This is a genomic window from Streptomyces sp. NPDC127114, from assembly GCF_042677525.1.
GTDB lineage: Bacteria > Actinomycetota > Actinomycetes > Streptomycetales > Streptomycetaceae > Streptomyces.
In genome coordinates, this window is the sequence record NZ_JBHXTJ010000016.1 from 1 (window position 1) to 20,022 (window position 20,022).

General features: G+C 72.4%; 21 protein-coding genes. 13 read left to right on the forward strand and 8 right to left on the reverse strand.

What is annotated here, in order from left to right; genetic code table 11:
• Nucleotides 1-42 precede the first annotated feature (42 nt).
• Nucleotides 43-1,485: an MFS transporter gene (locus tag ACFVGS_RS18120; protein WP_384410308.1), complete on the reverse strand. Its 1,443-nt coding sequence runs from the start codon at nt 1,483-1,485 to the stop codon at nt 43-45.
• 156 nt (nt 1,486-1,641) lie between these two features.
• Between ACFVGS_RS18120 and ACFVGS_RS18125 the strand changes: the two genes are divergently transcribed.
• A complete protein-coding gene (locus ACFVGS_RS18125; RefSeq protein ID WP_384410305.1) occupies nt 1,642-2,316 on the forward strand; it encodes a hypothetical protein in 675 nt (224 codons plus the stop codon).
• A 184-nt stretch (nt 2,317-2,500) separates the two neighbouring features.
• On the forward strand, nt 2,501-3,709 hold the full coding sequence (locus ACFVGS_RS18130) for a Cmx/CmrA family chloramphenicol efflux MFS transporter (protein WP_385693077.1): 1,209 nt from the start codon (nt 2,501-2,503) through the stop codon (nt 3,707-3,709).
• Between the two features lie 98 nt (nt 3,710-3,807).
• Here the strand turns inward: ACFVGS_RS18130 and ACFVGS_RS18135 are convergent, their stop codons facing one another.
• Nucleotides 3,808-4,107 (reverse strand): DUF4031 domain-containing protein, encoded by a 300-nt coding sequence (locus tag ACFVGS_RS18135; protein WP_384410303.1) that lies wholly within the window; start codon nt 4,105-4,107, stop codon nt 3,808-3,810.
• 13 nt (nt 4,108-4,120) lie between these two features.
• On the reverse strand, nt 4,121-4,477 hold the full coding sequence (locus ACFVGS_RS18140; protein WP_384410300.1) for a hypothetical protein: 357 nt from the start codon (nt 4,475-4,477) through the stop codon (nt 4,121-4,123).
• A 112-nt stretch (nt 4,478-4,589) separates the two neighbouring features.
• Between ACFVGS_RS18140 and ACFVGS_RS18145 the strand changes: the two genes are divergently transcribed.
• Genes ACFVGS_RS18145 through ACFVGS_RS18155 form a run of 3 tightly spaced genes read left to right on the forward strand, consistent with a single transcriptional unit; the run spans nt 4,590 to nt 8,106 of the window.
• On the forward strand, nt 4,590-5,609 hold the full coding sequence (locus ACFVGS_RS18145) for a MurR/RpiR family transcriptional regulator (RefSeq protein ID WP_384410297.1): 1,020 nt from the start codon (nt 4,590-4,592) through the stop codon (nt 5,607-5,609).
• A 14-nt stretch (nt 5,610-5,623) separates the two neighbouring features.
• On the forward strand, nt 5,624-6,556 hold the full coding sequence (gene murQ / locus ACFVGS_RS18150; protein WP_384410294.1) for an N-acetylmuramic acid 6-phosphate etherase: 933 nt from the start codon (nt 5,624-5,626) through the stop codon (nt 6,554-6,556).
• Between the two features lie 59 nt (nt 6,557-6,615).
• Complete coding sequence (locus tag ACFVGS_RS18155; RefSeq protein ID WP_384410291.1) at nt 6,616-8,106, forward strand: PTS transporter subunit EIIC; 1,491 nt, start codon at nt 6,616-6,618, stop codon at nt 8,104-8,106.
• Nucleotide 8,107: 1 nt separating this feature from the next.
• On the opposite strand, the gene ACFVGS_RS18160 is transcribed toward ACFVGS_RS18155, so the two are convergent.
• The gene (locus tag ACFVGS_RS18160) at nt 8,108-9,622 is read right to left on the reverse strand and encodes an alpha/beta hydrolase (RefSeq protein ID WP_385693025.1); all 1,515 of its coding nucleotides are present in this window, start codon (nt 9,620-9,622) and stop codon (nt 8,108-8,110) included.
• Nucleotides 9,623-9,708: 86 nt separating this feature from the next.
• On the opposite strand from ACFVGS_RS18160, the gene ACFVGS_RS18165 reads away from it, so the two are divergent.
• Nucleotides 9,709-10,518 (forward strand): transporter substrate-binding domain-containing protein, encoded by an 810-nt coding sequence (locus ACFVGS_RS18165; protein WP_385693026.1) that lies wholly within the window; start codon nt 9,709-9,711, stop codon nt 10,516-10,518.
• On the opposite strand, the gene ACFVGS_RS18170 is transcribed toward ACFVGS_RS18165, so the two are convergent.
• The gene (locus tag ACFVGS_RS18170; protein ID WP_385693027.1) at nt 10,515-10,901 is read right to left on the reverse strand and encodes a MerR family transcriptional regulator; all 387 of its coding nucleotides are present in this window, start codon (nt 10,899-10,901) and stop codon (nt 10,515-10,517) included. The two genes, ACFVGS_RS18165 and ACFVGS_RS18170, sit on opposite strands and share 4 nt — an antisense overlap.
• A gap of 145 nt (nt 10,902-11,046) precedes the next feature.
• Between ACFVGS_RS18170 and ACFVGS_RS18175 the strand changes: the two genes are divergently transcribed.
• Both ACFVGS_RS18175 and ACFVGS_RS18180 read left to right on the forward strand, forming a co-directional pair.
• The gene (locus ACFVGS_RS18175; RefSeq protein WP_385693028.1) at nt 11,047-11,466 is read left to right on the forward strand and encodes a hypothetical protein; all 420 of its coding nucleotides are present in this window, start codon (nt 11,047-11,049) and stop codon (nt 11,464-11,466) included.
• Between the two features lie 183 nt (nt 11,467-11,649).
• The gene (locus ACFVGS_RS18180; protein WP_385693029.1) at nt 11,650-12,390 is read left to right on the forward strand and encodes a class I SAM-dependent methyltransferase; all 741 of its coding nucleotides are present in this window, start codon (nt 11,650-11,652) and stop codon (nt 12,388-12,390) included.
• 36 nt (nt 12,391-12,426) lie between these two features.
• On the opposite strand, the gene ACFVGS_RS18185 is transcribed toward ACFVGS_RS18180, so the two are convergent.
• Entirely contained in the window at nt 12,427-12,801 is a 375-nt protein-coding gene (locus ACFVGS_RS18185) for a VOC family protein (RefSeq protein ID WP_385693030.1), read from the reverse strand.
• An 84-nt stretch (nt 12,802-12,885) separates the two neighbouring features.
• Here ACFVGS_RS18185 and ACFVGS_RS18190 point away from each other — a divergent pair, with 84 nt between their 5' ends.
• From ACFVGS_RS18190 to ACFVGS_RS18200, 3 genes are all read left to right on the forward strand, one after another.
• Nucleotides 12,886-13,215: a deoxyxylulose-5-phosphate synthase gene (locus ACFVGS_RS18190; protein WP_385693031.1), complete on the forward strand. Its 330-nt coding sequence runs from the start codon at nt 12,886-12,888 to the stop codon at nt 13,213-13,215.
• A gap of 266 nt (nt 13,216-13,481) precedes the next feature.
• Complete coding sequence (locus ACFVGS_RS18195; RefSeq protein ID WP_385693032.1) at nt 13,482-13,862, forward strand: hypothetical protein; 381 nt, start codon at nt 13,482-13,484, stop codon at nt 13,860-13,862.
• Nucleotides 13,859-13,993 (forward strand): hypothetical protein, encoded by a 135-nt coding sequence (locus ACFVGS_RS18200; RefSeq protein ID WP_385693033.1) that lies wholly within the window; start codon nt 13,859-13,861, stop codon nt 13,991-13,993. Before ACFVGS_RS18195 ends, ACFVGS_RS18200 begins: the two co-directional genes overlap by 4 nt.
• Here ACFVGS_RS18200 and ACFVGS_RS18205 read toward each other — a convergent pair.
• The gene (locus tag ACFVGS_RS18205) at nt 13,981-14,487 is read right to left on the reverse strand and encodes an SRPBCC family protein (RefSeq protein ID WP_384410262.1); all 507 of its coding nucleotides are present in this window, start codon (nt 14,485-14,487) and stop codon (nt 13,981-13,983) included. The genes ACFVGS_RS18200 and ACFVGS_RS18205 overlap by 13 nt on opposite strands.
• 270 nt (nt 14,488-14,757) lie before the next feature.
• Here ACFVGS_RS18205 and ACFVGS_RS18210 point away from each other — a divergent pair, with 270 nt between their 5' ends.
• Both ACFVGS_RS18210 and ACFVGS_RS18215 read left to right on the forward strand, forming a co-directional pair.
• Nucleotides 14,758-16,401, forward strand: coding sequence for a hypothetical protein (locus tag ACFVGS_RS18210; RefSeq protein ID WP_384410259.1), 1,644 nt, complete (start codon nt 14,758-14,760; stop codon nt 16,399-16,401).
• Nucleotides 16,391-18,046 carry a carboxypeptidase-like regulatory domain-containing protein gene (locus ACFVGS_RS18215; RefSeq protein ID WP_384410256.1) on the forward strand — a complete coding sequence of 552 codons (1,656 nt, stop codon included), beginning with the start codon at nt 16,391-16,393 and terminating at the stop codon, nt 18,044-18,046. The genes ACFVGS_RS18210 and ACFVGS_RS18215 overlap by 11 nt, the downstream gene beginning before the upstream one ends.
• Nucleotides 18,047-18,137: 91 nt before the next feature.
• On the opposite strand, the gene groL is transcribed toward ACFVGS_RS18215, so the two are convergent.
• The gene (groL, locus tag ACFVGS_RS18220) at nt 18,138-19,760 is read right to left on the reverse strand and encodes a chaperonin GroEL (RefSeq protein ID WP_128985003.1); all 1,623 of its coding nucleotides are present in this window, start codon (nt 19,758-19,760) and stop codon (nt 18,138-18,140) included.
• Nucleotides 19,761-20,022: the final 262 nt, after the last annotated feature.

Here is a 20,022-nt window from a genome sequence, read left to right on the forward strand (position 1 = left end):
GGCGGACGTCGGGCGGCCCCTTGAGGGACGGACGGGACTGCGTCAGACGGAGACCTTGTCGCCCTGCTCCTGCGGGGCGGAGGCCGGCGCCTCGGCGGCGAGGGCCTTGTCGGACTTCATCACCAGGAGGGTGACGACACCGCCGACCGCGGCGATGACCGCGGCGCCGATGAAGGCGGCGGAGAAGCCGTCGGTCAGCTTCGGCAGGTTGCCGAGCTGGTCGGCGCCCTGCGACATGGCGACCGCGGTGAGGGCGGCGAGGCCGAGCGCGGAGCCGACGTTGTAGGTGGTGTTGACGATGCCGGAGGCGAGACCGGCCTGCTCCTGCGGGGCGCCGGACATCGCGGCGATCATGGCCGGGATGTAGGCGAGGGACATGCCGAGCGCGGCGACCAGCGAGGCCGGCAGGACGTCCACGAGGAAGGTGCCGGTGGGCTCGACGGCGGCCAGCCAGACCAGACCGGCGGCGAGGAGCAGCAGTCCGACGCCGATGAGCGGCTTGGCGCCGACCTTGGCCATGAGCCGGGCGGTGATGGCCGTCATGAAGATCATGAGGAGCACGGTCATCGGCAGGAGCGCGGCGCCGGAGGCGAAGGCGCCGTAGCCGAGGACCTGCTGGAGGTAGAGGTTGAGGAAGTACCACATCGGGATCCAGGCGGCGCCGAGCAGCGTCATCGCCAGGTTGGCGGAGCCGAGACGCGGGACCCGCCACACGCTGAGCGGCATGAGCGGCTCGCGGACGGCCTTCTGGATCACGAAGAAGAGGACGATGAGGGCGGCGGCGCCGGCCAGCTCCAGGATGGTGGCGGTGGCGCCCCAGCCGACCTCGGGGGCCCGGACGACCGCGAAGACGCCGAGGGCGAGACCGGCGGTGACGGCGACGGCGCCGAGGACGTCGACGGAGCCGCGGCGGGACTCGACGTCCGGGAGGAGCTTGGTCGCGGCGAGGGTGGCCAGACCGATCGGGACGTAGATGATGAAGCACCACTGCCAGGCGGCCCACTCGGTGAACACGCCGCCGAGGAACACGCCGGCGGTGCCGCCGGCCGGGGCGGCGGCACCGTAGAGCGCCATCGCCTTGCCCAGCTCACGCGGGTCGTGCATGAAGAGCATCATCAGCAGGGTCATGGCGGACGGCGCGATGAGCGCACCGCCGACGCCCTGGACGGCGCGGCCGGCGATCTCGACCCAGGCGGTCTGTGCGGCCGCGGCGAGGATCGAGCCGGCGATCATGATCGCCCAGCCGGACACGAAGATCTTCCGGGCTCCGATCAGGTCGGAGAGGCGGCCGCCGAGGAGCAGCAGTCCGCCGAAGACGATCACGTAGGCGTTGAAGACCCACTGCAGCTCGCCCTGGGAGAAGCCCAGGTCCTCCTGCATCTTCGGGAGTGCGACCCCGATGATCGAGGTGTCCATGATGACCATGAACTGCGCGGCGGCGAGCACGGCAAGTGCCCACCAGCGCCGGGGATTGACGGTTGACATTGCCCTGACCCTTCGCTCGCGGTGACATACCCCTGGGGGGTACCTGCGGGAGCACCGTAGCATACCCATGGGGGGTATGTAAGAGTGAGATGAGGGCCGGATGGAGCACGCGCTTCCGGGGGCCGGGGCCGGGCCGGGGGCGGCAGAATGCGACCCATGACCGCCCCCATGAAGGCAGCCCAGGAACAGGAACTCCTCCAGCGCTGGACCGCGACCCTGCTCGCCGCGCGGGCCGGACGCGAGGGCCCGGACCCGCTCCCGTACGGCCGGAACCTGCTGTCCCGCTGGACGGAGCCGCAGCGCCGCTACCACACCGCCGACCACCTGCGGGCGGTCCTCGACCGCATCGACGAGCTGTCCGAAAAGGGCGGCGAGGGCGGTGAGTTGGAGCTGGTCCGGCTCGCCGCCTGGTTCCACGACGCGGTCTACCGCCCGGACCGCTCCGAGAACGAGGAACGTTCGGCGACCCTGGCCGAGAAGGCCCTGCACGAGGCGGGCCTGACCGCCCACGAGGTCGCCGAGGTGGCCCGCCTCGTCCGCCTCACCACCACCCACGACCCTGCCCCGGGCGACCTCAACGGCGAGACCCTGTGCGACGCCGACCTGGCGATCCTGGCGAGCGACCCGGATACCTACCGGGGGTACACCGGCGCCGTACGCGAGGAGTACGCCTTCGTCCCGGAGCCGGCGTTCCGCGAGGGCCGCGCGGCGATCCTGCGTCAACTCCTCGCCCTGCCCCGCCTGTTCCGCACGCCGTACGGGGCGGCGGCGTGGGAGGAGCAGGCACGGGAGAACCTGGAACGGGAGCTTGCGGAACTGACGGAAGGCTGACCCGGGCCGATGCGGCCCCGCCCGACGGGCTCCCTCCGCCGCTCACGGTGGACGTCTCGCATCCCGAGACGTTCACCCCGGGCGGAATGACAGGTACGAACCACAGGTTGCCCATGTCATGCCGTCGACGAACTCCGAAGCCGCACCGCCGTCCTCCGACAAGGCCCCGAACGGGGCCTCCCGTATGCCGCTGGCCGTCTACATCCTCGGACTGTCCGTCTTCGCGCTCGGCACGAGCGAGTTCATGCTGTCCGGGCTGCTGCCGCCCATCGCGGAGGACATGAACGTGTCCATCCCCCGCGCCGGGCTGCTCATCTCGGCCTTCGCCATCGGCATGGTCGTCGGAGCGCCGCTGCTCGCCGTCGCCACGCTGCGGCTGCCCCGGAAGACCACCCTCGTCGCGCTCATCAGCGTCTTCGGGCTCGGGCAGGTCGCCGGCGCGCTCGCGCCGAACTACGCGGTGCTCTTCGCCTCCCGCGTGGTGAGCGCCCTCGCCTGCGCCGGGTTCTGGGCCGTCGGCGCGGCCGTCGCCATCGCCATGGTGCCGGTCGGGGCCAGGGCGCGGGCCATGGCCGTCATGATCGGCGGACTCTCCATCGCCAACGTGCTCGGCGTGCCCGCCGGGGCCTTCCTCGGCGAGCACCTCGGCTGGCGCTCCGCCTTCTGGGCCGTCGGCGCGGCCTCCGCGATCGCCCTCGTCGGCGTCGTCACCCGCATCCCGCACATCCCCCTGCCCGAGACCAGACCCCGTCTCAAGGGCGAACTGGTCATCTACCGCGACCGGCAGGTCCTGCTCTCCGTCCTGATCACCGCCCTCGCCGCCGGCGGCGTCTTCTGCGCCTTCTCCTACCTCGCCCCGCTGCTGACCGACGTCGCCGGCCTCGACGAGGGCTGGGTCTCCGCCGTCCTCGCGCTCTTCGGCATCGGCGCGCTCATCGGCACGTACATCGGCGGCCGCGTCGCCGACGCCCACCTCTTCGGCGTCCTCCTCAGCGGCATCACCGCCTCCACCGTCTTCCTGGTGGCCCTCGCCCTGCTCGCCTCCAGCCCGGTCGCGACGATCACGCTGACCTTCCTGCTCGGCGTCTCCGCGTTCTACACGGCGCCCGCCCTCAACGCCCGCATGTTCAACGTCGCGGGCGCCGCCCCCACCCTCGCCGGCGCCACCACGACCGCCGCCTTCAACCTCGGCAACACCGGCGGCCCCTGGCTCGGCGGCAGCGTCATCGACGCCAGCCTCGGCTTCGCCTCCCCCGCCTGGGCCGGCGCGGCCATGGCCCTCCTCGGCCTCGGCGCCGTCACGGTCTCGCTGCGGCTCGGCAGGTCCCGGTCGCGGGTGGTCATGGGCGTGTCGGCGGACGAGCCGGAGCGAACCTCCGTCACACCGCGCTGACCTCACGGTTCCCGCCTCCTCGGGGTGTCCGGGGCGGGTGAGACGATCACTCGTCACGACACCCGAGGGGGGGGTACCCCGATCGCCGACCTCGCCGGCTACTCCACCTCGTAGCGCGGCGGAGTCCCGCCCTGCGCCGGCCGTCCCTTCGGTCGGCGCAGCCCCGACTCCGTCAGGAGGCGGACGATCTCCTTCGAGCCGACCTCGACCGCGCCGGCCGCGACCGCGGCGGCGTAGTGGTCGGAGGGCACGTCGTAGTGGTCGCGCTCGAAGGCGCGGGGCGGGCAGCCGATGGCGGCGGCGAAGGCGTGCAGCTCCTCGAAGGAGACGTCGCTGACCAGGTGCGACCACATGCGGCCGTGACCCGGCCAGGTGGGCGGGTCGATGTAGAGCGTCACGCCGGTGCCCCCGTCACGTGAGGCCGCCCACCGGGGCGACCACCACTCCCTGCTTGCCGCAGACCCAGTGCGGGTCCGGGCCCATCTCCGGTTCGACGTCGAGGGCGTGCGGGTCGCCGGAGGAGCAGACCGGGCACAGCGGCCAGCGGCCGTACCGTTCGAGCAGGGCGTCCTGGACGTCCTGCGCTATCAGACCGGCCACGAAGGCCCGGCCCTCGGGCCACTGCTCGACCCACCAGCGGCGGTGGGTGACGGCGTCCTCCACCATCGAGACGACCTCGGCCATGGCGACCTCGCGGGCCACCAGGTCGGCGAGGACCAGGGCGCGGGCGGCATGGAGGGACTGCTCCAGCGGGTCGATGTCGTCCATGCTCACATTCTGCTCCCTGGTCAGGCGGGGGACCAATGTCCTGCGGATACGGGACGGACGAGGGCTTGACGCCCCTTCCGGCCGAAAATATCTTTCACATGTGACCCATGGCATGAAGGAAAGTTTCACCGACGCCCGCGGGCCGGGCAACGGGACGAGCGGCGGCACGGGCAACGGGACGGGCGGCGCAACGGCCGGCGCCGCCACCGCCACGACCGCCCCCACCGCCACGACCGCGGCCACCACCGCGGCCCCGCCCGCGCCCGCCGCGCTCGCGGCCAAGGTGCGGACCCTCGCCCCCTCCATGACCCGCTCCATGCAGCGGGTCGCCGAAGCCGTCGCCGGCGACCCGGCCGGCTGCGCCGCCCTCACGGTCACCGGTCTCGCCGAGCTCACCGGCACCAGCGAGGCGACCGTCGTACGCACCGCGCGCCTCCTCGGCTACCCGGGCTACCGCGACCTGCGCCTCGCCCTCGCCGGCCTCGCCGCCCAGCAGCAGTCCGGCCGCGCACCCTCCGTCACCGCCGACATCGCCGTCGACGACCCGGTCGCCGACGTGGTCGCCAAGCTCGCGTACGACGAGCAGCAGACCCTCGCCGACACCGCCGCCGGACTCGACACCGTCCAGCTCGGCGCCGCCGTCGCCGCCCTCGCCGCCGCCCGCCGCATCGACATCTACGGCGTCGGCGCCTCCGGCCTGGTCGCCCAGGACCTCGGCCAGAAGCTGCTCCGCATCGGCCTGATCGCCCACGCCCACAGCGACCCGCACCTCGCCGTCACCAACGCCGTACAGCTGCGTTCCGGAGACGTCGCCATCGCCATCACCCACTCCGGCTCCACCGGCGACGTCATAGAACCGCTCCGCGTCGCCTTCGACCACGGTGCCACCACGGTCGCCGTCACCGGCCGTCCCGACGGCCCGGTGGCGCAGTACGCCGACCACGTACTGACCACCTCCACCGCCCGCGAGAGCGAACTGCGCCCCGCGGCCATGTCGTCCCGCACCAGCCAACTCCTGGTCGTGGACTGCCTGTTCACCTGCGTCACCCAGCGCACGTACGAGACGGCGGCCCCTGCCCTCGCGGCCTCGTACGAAGCCCTGGCACACCGCCACTCCCCCCGCACCCGCTGAAAGAGCCGCCACCCATGTCCACCAGGTCCGCCTCCGCCTACGCCGAACTGCGCGCCCAGCTGGCCACCCTCACCACCGAGGCCTTCCGCCCCGAGCTCGCCGAGATCGACACGCTGCCCACCGCCGAGATCGCCGCGCTGATGAACGCCGAGGACCAGACCGTCCCCGCCGCCGTGGCCCGGCAGCTCCCGGCGATCGCCGCCGCGATCGACGCCACCGCCGAGCGGATGGCCCGCGGCGGCCGGCTGATCTACATGGGCGCCGGCACCGCGGGCCGGCTCGGCGTCCTCGACGCCAGCGAGTGCCCGCCCACCTTCAACACCGACCCCTCCGACGTCGTCGGCCTCGTCGCGGGCGGGCCCTCCGCCATGGTCAGGTCCGTCGAGGGCGCCGAGGACTCGAAGGAGCTCGCGGTCGAGGACCTGACCGCGCTCGGCCTGACCACCGACGACACCGTGGTCGGCGTCTCCGCCTCCGGCCGTACGCCGTACGCCGTCGGCGCCGTCGAACACGCCCGGACGGCCGGGGCGTTGACGATCGGCCTGTCCTGCAACGCGGACAGCGCGCTCGCCGCGGCCGCCGAGCACGGCATCGAGGTCGTCACCGGGCCCGAACTGCTCACCGGATCCACCCGGTTGAAGGCGGGCACGGCCCAGAAGCTCGTCCTCAACATGATCTCGACGATCACCATGATCCGGCTCGGCAAGACCTACGGAAACCTCATGGTCGACGTCCGCGCCTCCAACGACAAGCTCCAGGCCCGCTCGCGCCGCATCGTGGCACTCGCCACCGGCGCGCCGGACGAGCAGATCGAGACCGCGCTCGCCGACGCCGACGGCGAGGTGAAGACCGCGATCCTCATGATCCTCGCCGACATCGATGCCAAGGGCGCCGAGCAGCGGCTGAAGGACTCCCGGGGCCACCTGCGCGCGGCACTCCACGCGTAGGCACGAGCACGCACCACGGCACGGGCCCGCACCCCCCTCACAGCAAGGCACCACCGCACATGAGCACAGACGACAAGAACCGCGCCGTCGCCGCCGCGATCCTCCCCCTCGTCGGCGGGCCGGCCAACATCAGCTCCGTGGCCCACTGCATGACCCGCCTCCGGCTGGGCCTCCGGGACCGCTCGCTCGTCCAGGAGGAAGCCCTCAGGGCCCTGCCGTCGGTGCTGGGCGTGGTGGAGGACGACACGTACCAGATCGTCCTCGGCCCGGGGACGGTCGCGCGGGTGACACCCGCGTTCGAGGCCCTGGTGTCCGAAGCGGCCGTGACGCACACGGCGGAGGACCTGGCGGCGCAGGGCGCGGCGATCAGGGCCGCCCGGAAGGCGAAGAACGCGACTCCCGTCAAGCTCCTCCTCCGCCGGATCGCGAACGTCTTCGTCCCGCTGATCCCCGCCCTCATCGGCTGCGGCATCATCGCCGGCCTCAACGGCCTGCTCGTCAACCTCGGCTGGCTGCCCGGCATCACCCCGGCGCTCGCCGCCATCGCGAGCGGCTTCATGGCGCTGATCGCGGTCTTCGTCGGCCACAACACGGCGAAGGAGTTCGGCGGTACGCCGATCCTCGGCGGCGCGGTCGCGTCCGTCATCGTCTTCGCGGGCGTCGCGAAGATCGAGGTCTTCGGCCGGACCCTGTCCCCCGGCCAGGGTGGCGTGCTCGGCGCGCTGGGCGCGGCGGTCCTGGCCGTGTACGTGGAGAAGTGGTGCCGCCGCCGGGTCCCGGAGTCCCTCGACGTCCTGGTCACCCCGACGCTCACGGTCCTGGTCTCCGGTCTGGTCACGGTCTTCGGCCTGATGTACGTGGCGGGCGAGGTGTCCCGGGCCATCGGCGACTTCGCCGACTGGCTCCTCGCGAACGCCGGCGCGGGCGCCGGCCTCGTCCTCGGCGGCCTGTTCCTCCCGCTGGTGATGCTGGGCCTGCACCAGGCCCTCATCCCGATCCACACCACCCTGATCGAGCAGCAGGGCTACACGGTCCTCCTCCCCATCCTGGCGATGGCGGGCGCGGGCCAGGTCGGCGCGGCCATGGCCGTCTACGTACGCCTCCCCCGCAACGGCTCCCTCCGCCGCACCATCAGGTCCGCCCTCCCGGCCGGCTTCCTCGGCGTCGGCGAGCCCCTCATCTACGGCGTCTCGCTCCCCCTGGGCCGCCCCTTCGTCACCGCCTGCGTCGGCGGCGCCTTCGGAGGCGGCTTCGTCGGCCTCTTCACCATGCTCGGCGACAAGGTCGGCTCCACCGCCATCGGCCCCTCCGGCTGGGCCCTCTTCCCCCTCCTCGACGGCAACAAGGGCCTCGGCGAGACCATGGCGATCTACGCGGGCGGGCTGCTCGTCGGGTATGCGGCGGGCTTCGCGGCCACGTACTTCTTCGGCTTCAGCAAGGAGCTGATCGAGGAGTTCGACGTGGACACGGAGCCGGACCCGGCACCGGGGCCGCAGGCGGCGGAACCCACCGACGACCCGGAGCCGGCCGCCGCTCCCGCGAAGGCCTGAGTCAGCAGGTCACGTCGGCGGCCGGGCGCTCGCCCGTGAGGAGGAAGCGGGTGACCGTGTGGTCGCCGCAGGCGTTGCCGTTGCTCAGGTACATGCCGTGGCCGCCGCGGTCGACGGAGACCAGGCGCGCGCGGGCGCCGAGGGCCTCGCGCATCTTCAGGCCGGCGGAGTGCGGGGTGGAGGGGTCGCGGAGGCCCTGGATCATGAGGATGTTGGACGGGCCGTCGTCGGTGATGCGGGTCGGCTTCTCGGCCGGGGAGGCCTTCCAGAAGGAGCAAGGGGTGATGTTGACCGGCATGCCCGCGGTCAGCGGGTGGGCGGCGCGGTCGGCGGCGACGGCGCGCCGGAAGGCGGGGACGGAGCCGCGCCACTTCACGTCGTTGCAGATGACGCCGATGGTGACGGTCGCGTCGGAGTCGGGCATCGGGCCCGCCAGCGCGGGCGGAAGCGCGGGCGTCTCGCCGTCGGTGCGGGCCTGCCGCACCAGGCGGGCGAAGTCGGCGAAGGCGCCGTCGGAGTAGAGGGCGTTCTGCAGCGCCTGGCGCAGCAGGTTGCCGGTCAGCGGCACGCCCGGCGTCGTCGAGGTCTTCGGCTGCCGGTCCAGGCGGGCGGCGAGATCCAGGACCAGCGGTCGGACGTCCTCGGGGCGTTCGGCGAGACGCAGGTCGTCCTTCGCGCGGTCGGGGTGCGCCGCCCAGGCCGCGAAGTCGGGGAACCGGTCGTCGGCGCCGCGCGCCATGCCGGCCAGCCAGCCCTGGGCGACCTTCCTCGGGTCCGGGTCGGCGCTGCTGTCGAGGACGACCCGGTCGGTGCGGTGCGGGAACTTCTGCGCGTACCGGGCGGTGACGTACGTGCCGTACGAGGAGCCCCACGCCGACAGCTTCCGCTCGCCGAGCGCCTGCCGCAGCCGGTCCATGTCCCGGACCTCGTTGGCGGTGGTGAGGCCGCGCAGTTCGGCGCCGCCGTTGCGGGCGCAGGCCTCGGCGACGCGGCGGGAACGCTCGACGTTCTCGTCGATCGAGCCGTCGGCGGCGGGCCAGGCCCGCAGGGTCACCAGGTGCCGGTCCTGCTCGGCGAGCCCGCAGTGCGCCTTGCTGCTGCCGCCGACGCCGCGCGGGTCGAAGGCGACCAGGTCGTACGCCCCGCCCAGTTCCTTCTTCAGGGCCGGCCCCTTCGAGGTCAGCCGCTGCACACCGGAGCTGCCGGGCCCGCCGGGCACGACGAGGAGGGTGCCGCGCCGGGCCGCGGGCTCGGTGCTGCGGATGCGGGAGACGGCCAGCTCGACCTGCCTGCCGTCAGGGTCGGCGTAGTCGAGCGGCACCCGGAGCGTGGCGCACTCCTGGCCGAGACCGGCGGGCCCGCACGCGCTCCAGGCGAGACCGGGGACGGTCGAGGGCAGGGTCGACGTGACGGGCGAGGGGGCGGCGGGCGCCGGGCCGCGGGAAGGGGCGGCGAGGGGGCCGGCGGAGGCGGTGGCGAGAGCGAGAGCGAGCGCGATTCCTGCGTAAGTCGTCATGCGGCAAGCCTTGTTGATCTCTCGTCGGCTCCCCATCCGGCAGGCACGCGGATGCGGGGTGGGGCTGTCCCCCTAGACTCCGCCCCATGACCGACGCCGACGCCCGCAACCTCGACGCAGCCACCTCCGACGCCGATTCCGCCGCCTCCGTCTCCGGCTCCGGCTCCGGCTCCGCCCGCGTCCCGGCCGCCGCCCTCGCCGCCGACCTCGCGCCGACCGGGACCCTGCGCGCCTCCATCAACCTCGGCAACCCGGTCCTCGCCCAGGGCACCCCCGAGGCCCCCGGCGGCATCACCGTGGACCTGGCCCGCGAGATCGGCGCCCGGCTCGGCGTACCCGTGGAGCTGCTCTGCTTCGACGCGGCCCGCAAGTCGTACGAGGCGATGGCGACCGGCCGCGCCGACCTCTGCTTCCTGGCCGTCGACCCGGCGCGCGAGGCGGAGGTCGCGTTCACCGCCCCGTACGTCGTGATCGAGGGCGTGTACGCGGTGCCGCGCGACTCCGCCCTGAAGACCCCCGAGGACGTGGACGCGCCGGGCCTGCGCATCGGCGTGAAGGCGGGCTCCGCCTACGACCTCCACCTCACCCGCACTCTGCGGCACGCCACCGTGGTGCGGGGCGCGGAGGGCGTCGACACCTTCGCCGAGCAGGGCCTGGAGGCGGGCGCGGGCATCCGCCAGCCGATGACCGCGTACGCCGCGGCCCACCCGGAGGTCCGGCTCCTCGACGAGCGTTTCATGGAGATCCGCCAGGCGGTCGGCACGACCGCGTCCCGGTCCCCGGAGACCGTCGCCTTCCTGCGCGCCACCGTGGAGGAACTGAAGGCGAACGGCTTCGTCGAGGACGCCCTCCGCCGCGCCGGCCAGGACCCGACGCTGCTCGCCCCGCCCGCCTAGGCCGTCTCTTCCGGATCCCGGCGGGGCCCCGACGCCAAGGCCAGCGGGCACCCGTCGCCGACGCGTGCCTCCAACTCGGCTCGGAGCTGCGCGAGTTCGGCCATCCGCTCGTCGACGACCCGGATCTTCTCCTCGAACAGCGCGGAGAGCCGCTCCGCGCTGTCCGGCGCGTCCCGCAGTTCCGCGCCGACGCGGGCGATCTCCGCGAGCGAGAAGCCGAGGGTCTGGGCCGTACGGACGTAGAGGAGCCAGGGCACGGTCTCCGGCGGGAAGTCGCGATAGCCGTTGGGCCGGCGCTCGCCGGTGACGAGGCCGCGCTTCTCGTAGAAACGGATGGTGTCGCGCGCCATGCCGGTCGCGGCGGCGAGTTCGCCGATGAGCATGCGTCTCCTCGAAGGGCTCGGACCCGGGCCCAGGCCGGGACCGGGACCGGGGCGGGGGCTGAGGTTCTCGGGCGCCTCGGAGCCTCGGGGCCTCGGGGCCTCGGGCTTGACCTTGGACCGTGGTCCACTGTTTAGCGTCGCCGGCATGACCACTGATTCCCGTTCCTACCTCCTTCTCGTCCGTACGAGCGCCTGGTACGACCTCGTCGTCACGGCCGCCTTCATGACTCCGTGGACGTACGCCCTCTTGCACGAGGCCCTGTCGCTCGGGCCGCTGCCCGAGGGCAGCCCCTTGCCGGTCCTGTACGCGAACCTCATGGGCTCCGTCGTCGTGGTGTGGGCCCTGCTCCGGGCGCTGCGGCCACTGCCCCTCCACGGCTTCCTCGACGGCGTCGCGCGCGTGCTGTTCGCGACCTGGCAGGCGTACGCGCTGGCGCACGGCGCGCCCGCCGTGGTGGGGCTGTTCCTCGTCGTCGAGGTGGCGTTCGGCCTGGCCCAACTCGCCCCGTGGGCACGGCCGAACGCGTGGAGAAAGCGTCCCCGGCTCCGCCCGGAAACCCCCTGAGACGGCCCGCGAAGCCCTCTCCCGGCCCCTGTCCCGCACCTCGGGGACGGGGGGCCGCCGCCCCCTCCGCGCACGCCCGCCAAGCCCCCGTACAGCCCCGCCCGCGACCCCACCAAACCCCACCTGACCTGGGATTTCATCTCCCACTCCCGTAGCGTTTCCCCGACACGGAAGGGGATCCGCATGGACCGCACGACCCGTACCGCCGAGGACGTACTCCGCCTGCTGGACGGCCTGTTCGCGGAGGACGCCGACAAGTGGCAGGGCTTCTACGAGGACCGCTCGCGGCCGGTCCCGTTCTTCGTCGACAAGCCGGACGAGAACCTGGCCGGCCACCTCGACGCCGGGCTGCTGCCCACCGGCGGCCGCGCCCTCGACCTCGGCTGCGGCCCCGGCCGCAACGCGCTCCACCTCGCGGCCCGCGGCTTCGAGGTCGACGCGGTGGACCTGTCCGCGGGCGCGCTCGCCTGGGCGCGGGAACGGGCGAGCGAGGCGGGTCTGGACAACGTCCGCTTCCTCCACGGCGACGCGTTCACGACGGACGGCCTGGTGGGCGACCGGGGCCGGTACGACCTGATCCACGACTCCGGCTGCTTCCACCACCTGCCGCCGCACCGCCGCGTCAGCTACCTCGCCTTCCTCGACCGCCACCTCGCCCCCGGCGGCCACTTCTCCCTCACCTGCTTCGCCGCGGGCCCCGGCGGCATGGGCTCCGAACTCCCCGACGCCGCCTTCTACCGCGACGCCACCCTCCACGGCGGCCTCGCCTACACGGCGGACGCCCTGCGCACCCTCTTCACCGACGCGGCCGGCGGCCTCACCGAACTCTCCCTGCGCCGTATGCACGACGAACCCTCCGACTCGCCCCACTTCGGCGAACCGTTCCTGTGGACGGCCCTCTTCCGCCGCCCTCGGGCCGCCTGAGGCCCACCTCGCGCCGCACCCCTCCCGTCGCTTCCGTCAGCCCGCCGCCCGCGCCCTCCGCGGGCACAGGCAGAACGGGTGGCCGGCCGGATCCGTGAGCACGAGGAAGCGCTCCGGATCCGGCTGGTACGCGGCCCGCGCCGCCCCCAGGGACAGCAGCCGGGCCTCCGCCTCCGTCAGGTCGTCCACGTCGAAGTCCAGGTGCAGCTGCTGCGGCGCGTCCTGGCCGGGCCAGCGCGGCGGGCGGTAGTCGTCGACGCGCTGGAAGCCGATCATCAGCCCGCCCTCGCGCCGTACGGCGGCGAAGTCGGCGCGGTTCGCGGGATGCAGCGGGAGCCCGGTCGCCCGGTGGTAGAACTCGGCGAGGGCGAGCGGGTCGGCGCAGTCGAGGGTGATCGCGGAGAGCTCCATGATCCCCAGCCTAGGGACGGCGGTCCCCGCCCCGCCGCGAAATCCCGCTGACGACCGGCCGCCCCGGCACTTACCCTGCGGGGCGTGAGCTACACGAAGACCTCGTACGTGTGCCTCCCGTGCCGGGCCTCGTACAAACAGAGTTACGGGCCGGAGCGCGAGCGGCACTGTCCGCGCTGCGCGCGCGTGATGATCCACGCGGGCTCGGCGTTCCAGCCGCCGCGCCGACGCGACCGGGACGCCTGGCGGGCGCTGTCCGTCGTCCTGAACGCCGGGATCGGCTTCCACAAGAGCTGCTGCGGCGGCCCCGGCTGGCGGCCCCGCACCCTGCGCCAGGTCAAGGAGCGCACCGCGTACGCCCGCCGGACCGGCGAGCCGATGGCCCGGGCGCTGCTGCGCTACGAACTACCCTGACCGTAAAGACGCTGGCCAAGCACCTGCCGTACGGGCAGTGCGCACTGCGGACCGCGCTCAACCGGATCCAGCGGGCCGGGCATCTGCGGCGTGGGCGGGAGTGCCACGAAGGGCGATGGATCACCCGAACGTGGTTCACTCGTACACCCCGTGACCACCCCTGGTGGGCGGCGTTCCGGCGCGGGGACGTGCCGCGGGAGCCGAGACGGCCGACCCGGTCACGGGCGTACGTGCTGCTCGCCGCGCTCGGGCGGACGAACTCCGTCATGTCCCTCTCCCACGCCGAGTGCCACGCCCTCGCTCCACTCGTCGAGGAGTGGTTCGCCCGCGACGCCGAGGAATCGGACGTCGTACGCGCCCTGACCACCGGCCTGCCGGCCCCCGTCCACCACCCGGCCGCTCTGGCCCGCCGCCGGCTGACCGACAAGCTCCCGCCGGAGCCGATCCGCCGCGACCGGATACCCCGCCGCATGCTCGAATGCGCCGAGTGCTGCGCCCCCGACTACACCGACGCCCTCGTCGACGGCCACTGCGCCCCCTGCCGCGGTGAGCCCCCCGCCCCCGCGCGACGCGCCCTCCTCCCGGCCGCCCTCGTCCGCGCCCGGGCAACCGCCATCCGCCAAGAACTGGAACGGACTCGCACATGACGATTCGACTCGTCCGCACCGACGGCGGGGCACGATGGAGGGCAGGAGGCAACGCCATGACGCTCAGCCCGGCCCCCGCCCCTGTCGACATCACCCTCGACACCGACAAGCTCAAGGACTACATGTCCTGACCCGGCCCCTGCCCCTCGCCCTGACCCATCCCCTTCAGGTGCTCCGCCAGCCGGTCGTACTCCTCCCGTACGCCCGCCTCCATGCCCGCTGCCAGCGCCTGGTCGCGGATCTCCGTCGTCGGCCAGAAGGACGTGCTGGTCAGAGCCGTGCCGCCGTCGGGGGTGGCGTCGAAGGACAGGGTCACGCGGACCGGTTCCGCGCCCGGCATCTGCTCGAAGGTCTCGGAGTAGACGAGCCGCTCGCCCGGGACGATCTCCTCGTACACGCCGGAGAAGACGATCTCCTGGCCGTCGGGGGCGCGCTGGCCCCAGCGCCACGCTCCGCCCGGGCGCAGGTCGATCTCGCAGACCGACATGGTCAGCGCGGCGACGCCGTACCACTTCCGTACGTGCTCGGGGCGCGTCCACGCCTCCCAGACCCGCTCCACCGGGGCGTCGAAGGTGCGGGTGATGACCAGCTCGCGGTCGGCCGGCGTGGTCAGCAGCGTGATCATCGGATCCTCCCGTATGCGCCGTAACGGGGCCGACTCCCGGTCCTGGTTCCCGGTCCTGATTCGCTGTCCCGAATCCTCTCCCGGTCCTCTCCCGACTCCTCTTCTCAGCATGGACCCGGCGGACTTCCCGGGCGAACGGGGAATCCAGTGAACACGTTCAACCATCAAGCGCTATCGTGCTCCCACGCGGCCTGCGAATTTCCAACGCGCCGCTCTTCCGACCTGTGGGGGGTCCACCAGATGCGCTCAACGCGCACGCTGCCGCATGCCTTGGTACGTGCGGCAACCGTATTCGCACTTTCGGCAGGCGTCGCCCTGCCGGCCGTCGTCGCGGCTCCGGCCGCGTACGCGGCCACCGTCACGCAGACGACCACCCTGGACGACGGCCGGCTGACCCTCGGAGGGCTGCCGAGCACCGCGCTCTGGGTGAAGGTGAGCGTCCTCGCCTCCAGCGCCCCGGACGCGCCCGTGCTCGCCTCGACGGACGAGCTCTCGGCCACCGGCACCTACGCCTGGACGACCGACGCTCCGATCAGGCTGCCCGAGGGCGCCGCCTTCGGCGACTACCCGCTCGCCGTCGAGTACCGCCTCCCGGGCGGCCTCGTCACGCGCTGGACCGGCGGGTCCTTCGGCTACAAGCTGCACACCGGTGTCTCCTCGGTCGCCTTCGACCGCGCGACCACCACCTACGACCAGCGGGACGTCACTCTGGCCGGCAAGGCCACCACCTGGAACCCGGCCACCGGCGAGCGCACGCCCGCCGCCGAGGGCACCTCGGTGAAGGTCACGCTGAACCTGACGGACGCCTACGGCCTGCCGAAGACGAAGATCGCCACGGCCACCACGGTGGCCGACGGCGCCTTCTCGCTGCCCGTCACGCCGGACGCGAAGATCACCGGCGGCACGGCCGAGGTCCAGGCCACGACCGACGTCGACCCGGACGCCGCGCGCCAGGTGCCCGCCGTGGGCGTCGAGAAGCTCACGTACCGGATCACCTCCGACGCGAGCAGGTACCGCGTCAACGCCGGCACGGACGTCACCATCTCCGGCCGCGTCGAGCGTCTGACGGAGGACGGCTGGAAGGGCTTCGGCGGCGCCCCGGTGGTCACCACCGGCACGCAGCCGCTGTCCTACGAGAAGGCCCTCAGGGACGAGATCGGTTCCGGCACCTCGCTCCAGGACGGGTCCTTCTCCTACCTGGCGCGAGTCCAGTACTCGACGATCGACGCCTACACCGGCCTGCGGCCCTCCGTGTACTACGGCGAGGGCAACAACCGCCCGATCGACGTGGCCGCGCTCGCGGTGCCGCAGCAGTTCTCGTTCACCTCGACCGCGCAGACGCTCAGCCAGTTCGGTGAGCTCAACGTGCGCGGCCGGCTGGGCACCGGCTACTGCGACGTGAAGCCCGACTGGGTCGCCCTCCAGGTCTCCCTGGACGGCGGGCGCACCTGGGGCCAGATGAAGTCCATGCCGGTGAACTCCGCCTGCGCGTACGACTTCAACGTCTGGGGCTACGAGAACGCCCTCTACCGGGTCTACCACCCGGAGACGGACCGTTTCGTCGCCAAGACGAGCAGCCCGGTCCGCCTGTCCCGCATCCCGACCCGGATCGTCAACGTCACCATCAGCCCGTCGCGTCCGCGCACCGGCGGCAGCATGACCGTCAAGGGTCTGGTGCAGCAGAAGGTCAACGGCGTCTGGAAGGCCATGCCGGGCGCGCGCCTGACGCTCTTCTACAAGCCCAAGGGCGACCCGAGCTGGTACTGGGCCAAGAAGGACATCCCGACCAACTCCTACGGCAACTTCAGCTTCAGCACCACCAACTACGGCGACGGCACGTGGGCCCTGGGCTGGCAGGAGAAGGCCGGTTACTTCTACAGCGAGTCGAGGACGATCTATGTCGATGCGCTCTGATCTCCGACGGCTCTCCGCCGTCTCCCTCGTCACCGCGCTCACCCTGGGCGCGGCGATCGGCCCGGCCTTCGCCGAGGACGCTCCCGCCGCGAGCCCCGTGGGCGTCGGTCGTGCGCTCACCAACGACGCCCAGCGCGGCACCTTCAAGGTGACCGCCTGGACCGACGCGCCGCAGGCGACCGTCACCTCCGTCTCCGCGAAGGTCCGGCAGGGCGACACCGTCCTGGCCGAGATCCCGGCGCTGGAGGAGAACACGGCGGCCCGGGGCACCTTCGCGCTGCCCGAGGCGTCCACGCTCAAGCTCACCGAGGACGGCGGCACCATCCCGTCCCTCGGCAGGTACGCGATCGACGTCACGGCCACCGACTCGCTGGGCAACACCGTCACGCGCACCGACGCGGGCACGCTCGACTTCACGCTGAAGCCGCAGCTGCGCGACTTCGGCATCGGCAACCCGAGTTGGACCGACCGGAACCTCCACCCGAAGGGCACGCTCCTCGGCGTCCAGCCCGGCTCGGGCGACGAGGTGCCGCTGTCCGGCCGTACCGTGTCGTACGAGCGCACCGGCGAGGGCACGCCGCTCGGGTCGGCCGTGACCGGTGAGACCGGCGCGTTCGCCGGCGAGCCGGTCCCGGTGGAGTCGCGGTACACGTGGGCCCAGGCGCGGTTCACCGAGGACAGCGCCCAGGTGCACGGCACCGCCACGTACAACGCGTACACCAGCGGCGAGGAGAAGCGGCCGACGGTCACCGCCTCCGCCGACAAGGTCCGCGCGGAGTCCGGCGAGACGGTCACCATCAGCGGCCAGGTCACCGACCCGTCCGCCAACGGCGTCCCGATGGCGGACGTCCCGCTGACGGCGCGACTGGGCGGCGGTCTCCCGAAGACCGTGCGTACCGACGCCGAGGGCCGGTTCAGCGTGCGGCTCGTCGCCGCGCCCGGACCCGACTCGTCGGGGTGGTCCGTCCAGTCGGAGGGGTCGTTCCTCTCCTTCTACGCGAGCGGGCCGCTGGCGCTGCCCGCCGACTCCCGTACCTCCGTGGTCGGTTACAAGCTGGGGACCGACGCCCGGCTGACCGTGTACGGCGAGCTGCGCTCCCCGTACCAGAGCTGGACGTCCACCTCGTCCCAGCAGACGGTGGTCCTGGAGCAGTCCCCGGACGGGCAGACCGGCTGGAAGCAGATCGCCTCCACCGACTTCTACAACCACAACGAGGGCCGGACCCCGTTCGTCGCCGCCGCCTGGACCAAGGGCGGCTGGTTCCGGCTCCGTCACGTCGCGAACGACTACTTCGGGGCGTCCGTCAGCAAGCCCTTCTACGTCGTCCGCACCGAGACCCGCGTCACCGGCCTCAAGGCCTCCCCGGACCCGGTCGCCAAGGGTTCGACGATCACGGTCACGGGCTCGCTCCAGCAGTACACGAGCGGCGCCTGGCGCGGTCTGGGCTCGCAGTCGGTGAGCATCTGGTACAAGAAGTGGGGCACGACCACCTGGAAGCAGGTCGCCTCCGGCAAGTCCTCCTCGACGGGCGCGGTCTCGCTGAAGACCACGGCGACCGCCGACGGCTGGTACCAGATCCGCTACTACGGTGACGGCACCCACTTCCAGACGTTCAGCGGCCAGGACTGGGTCGACGTCCGCTGAGCCTCTTCCCGTGAGTCCCGGAAACACTGAAGGGCGGCACCCTCTCGGGTGCCGCCCATCGGCGTTGCTCAGGAGATCCGATCCGTCAGGATCAGAAGTCCATGTCACCGCCCGGCATGCCGCCGCCGGCCGGCGCGGCGGCCTTCTCCGGCTTGTCGGCGATGACGGCCTCGGTGGTGAGGAACAGGGCCGCGATGGAGGACGCGTTCTGCAGCGCGGAACGGGTCACCTTGGCGGGGTCGATGATGCCCTCGGCGATCATGTCGACGTACTCACCGGTCGCGGCGTTCAGGCCGTGGCCGACGGGCAGGTTGCGCACCTTCTCGACGATGACGCCGCCCTCGAGACCACCGTTGACGGCGATCTGCTTCAGCGGGGCCTCCAGGGCCAGCTTGACGATGTTGGCACCGGTGGCCTCGTCGCCGTCCAGCTCGAGCTTCTCGAAGACGGAGGAGGCCTGCAGCAGGGCCACGCCACCGCCGGCGACGATGCCCTCCTCGACGGCCGCCTTCGCGTTGCGCACGGCGTCCTCGATGCGGTGCTTGCGCTCCTTCAGCTCGACCTCGGTCGCGGCACCGGCCTTGATGACGGCGACGCCACCGGCGAGCTTCGCCAGGCGCTCCTGGAGCTTCTCGCGGTCGTAGTCCGAGTCGGAGTTCTCGATCTCGGCGCGGATCTGGTTCACGCGACCCGCGACCTGCTCGCTGTCACCGGCACCGTCGACGATGGTGGTCTCGTCCTTGGTGATGACGACCTTGCGGGCGCGGCCCAGCAGGTCCAGGCCGGCGTTCTCGAGCTTGAGGCCGACCTCCTCGGAGATGACCGTGCCGCCGGTGAGGATGGCGATGTCGTTCAGCATGGCCTTGCGGCGGTCGCCGAAGCCCGGGGCCTTGACGGCGACGGACTTGAAGGTGCCGCGGATCTTGTTGACGACCAGGGTCGACAGGGCCTCGCCCTCGACGTCCTCGGCGATGATCAGCAGCGGCTTGCCCGACTGCATGACCTTCTCGAGGAGCGGGAGCAGGTCCTTCACCGAGGAGACCTTGGAGTTGACGATGAGGATGTACGGGTCCTCGAGCGCGGCCTCCATGCGCTCCATGTCGGTCGCGAAGTACGCCGAGATGTAGCCCTTGTCGAAGCGCATGCCCTCGGTGAGCTCCAGCTCCAGACCGAAGGTCTGGGACTCCTCGACGGTGATGACGCCTTCCTTGCCGACCTTGTCCATGGCCTCGGCGATGAGCTCGCCGATCTGGGTGTCGGCGGCGGAGATGGAGGCGGTGGAGGCGATCTGCTCCTTGGTCTCGACCTCCTTGGCCTGGTCGAGCAGCGCACCGGAGACGGCCTCGACGGCCTTCTCGATGCCGCGCTTCAGGGCCATGGGGTTGGCGCCGGCGGCAACGTTGCGGAGGCCCTCACGGACCAGGGCCTGGGCGAGGACGGTGGCGGTGGTCGTACCGTCGCCGGCGACGTCGTCCGTCTTCTTGGCGACTTCCTTGACCAGCTCGGCGCCGATCTTCTCGTACGGGTCCTCGAGCTCGATTTCCTTGGCGATGGAGACACCATCGTTGGTGATCGTGGGGGCGCCCCACTTCTTCTCGAGGACGACGTTGCGGCCCTTGGGGCCGAGGGTGACCTTGACGGCGTCAGCGAGCTGGTTCATGCCGCGCTCGAGACCGCGCCGGGCCTCCTCGTCGAACGCGATGATCTTGGCCATGTGAAGTGGTCCTCCCGGACATGGGGTGGATAACGCTCCTGGACCGCGCCGACGCCCGCGACGGACGGCCCGCGCTCCTCGTGGTTCCTTCCCCACTCGGTCCGCGACCTCGTCTGCCCGATCCTCGTAAGCACTCTCACCTTCAGAGTGCTAACGCCAATGATTAGCACTCGCCCTAGGAGAGTGCAAGCGACTCCCGCAGATCGAGCACCCCTGGGGTACCCCGCTCCCGGCCCGCACGGGAACGCGCGAGGGGCCCGCA

Coding starts and splice junctions, on each gene's coding strand:
- ACFVGS_RS18145 (WP_384410297.1), top strand. CDS start 4,590: ATGAAGGAAAGTTTCACCGACGCCCGCGGGCCGGGCAACGGGACGAGC.
- ACFVGS_RS18130 (WP_385693077.1), top strand. CDS start 2,501: ATGCCGCTGGCCGTCTACATCCTCGGACTGTCCGTCTTCGCGCTCGGC.
- ACFVGS_RS18205 (WP_384410262.1), bottom strand. CDS start 14,487: ATGATCACGCTGCTGACCACGCCGGCCGACCGCGAGCTGGTCATCACC.
- ACFVGS_RS18185 (WP_385693030.1), bottom strand. CDS start 12,801: ATGGAGCTCTCCGCGATCACCCTCGACTGCGCCGACCCGCTCGCCCTC.
- ACFVGS_RS18170 (WP_385693027.1), bottom strand. CDS start 10,901: ATGCTCATCGGCGAACTCGCCGCCGCGACCGGCATGGCGCGCGACACC.
- ACFVGS_RS18165 (WP_385693026.1), top strand. CDS start 9,709: ATGACCGACGCCGACGCCCGCAACCTCGACGCAGCCACCTCCGACGCC.
- groL (WP_128985003.1), bottom strand. CDS start 19,760: ATGGCCAAGATCATCGCGTTCGACGAGGAGGCCCGGCGCGGTCTCGAG.
- ACFVGS_RS18175 (WP_385693028.1), top strand. CDS start 11,047: ATGACCACTGATTCCCGTTCCTACCTCCTTCTCGTCCGTACGAGCGCC.
- ACFVGS_RS18140 (WP_384410300.1), bottom strand. CDS start 4,477: ATGGACGACATCGACCCGCTGGAGCAGTCCCTCCATGCCGCCCGCGCC.
- ACFVGS_RS18120 (WP_384410308.1), bottom strand. CDS start 1,485: ATGTCAACCGTCAATCCCCGGCGCTGGTGGGCACTTGCCGTGCTCGCC.
- ACFVGS_RS18200 (WP_385693033.1), top strand. CDS start 13,859: ATGACGATTCGACTCGTCCGCACCGACGGCGGGGCACGATGGAGGGCA.
- ACFVGS_RS18180 (WP_385693029.1), top strand. CDS start 11,650: ATGGACCGCACGACCCGTACCGCCGAGGACGTACTCCGCCTGCTGGAC.
- ACFVGS_RS18160 (WP_385693025.1), bottom strand. CDS start 9,622: ATGACGACTTACGCAGGAATCGCGCTCGCTCTCGCTCTCGCCACCGCC.
- ACFVGS_RS18195 (WP_385693032.1), top strand. CDS start 13,482: ATGTCCCTCTCCCACGCCGAGTGCCACGCCCTCGCTCCACTCGTCGAG.
- murQ (WP_384410294.1), top strand. CDS start 5,624: ATGTCCACCAGGTCCGCCTCCGCCTACGCCGAACTGCGCGCCCAGCTG.
- ACFVGS_RS18155 (WP_384410291.1), top strand. CDS start 6,616: ATGAGCACAGACGACAAGAACCGCGCCGTCGCCGCCGCGATCCTCCCC.
- ACFVGS_RS18215 (WP_384410256.1), top strand. CDS start 16,391: ATGCGCTCTGATCTCCGACGGCTCTCCGCCGTCTCCCTCGTCACCGCG.
- ACFVGS_RS18125 (WP_384410305.1), top strand. CDS start 1,642: ATGACCGCCCCCATGAAGGCAGCCCAGGAACAGGAACTCCTCCAGCGC.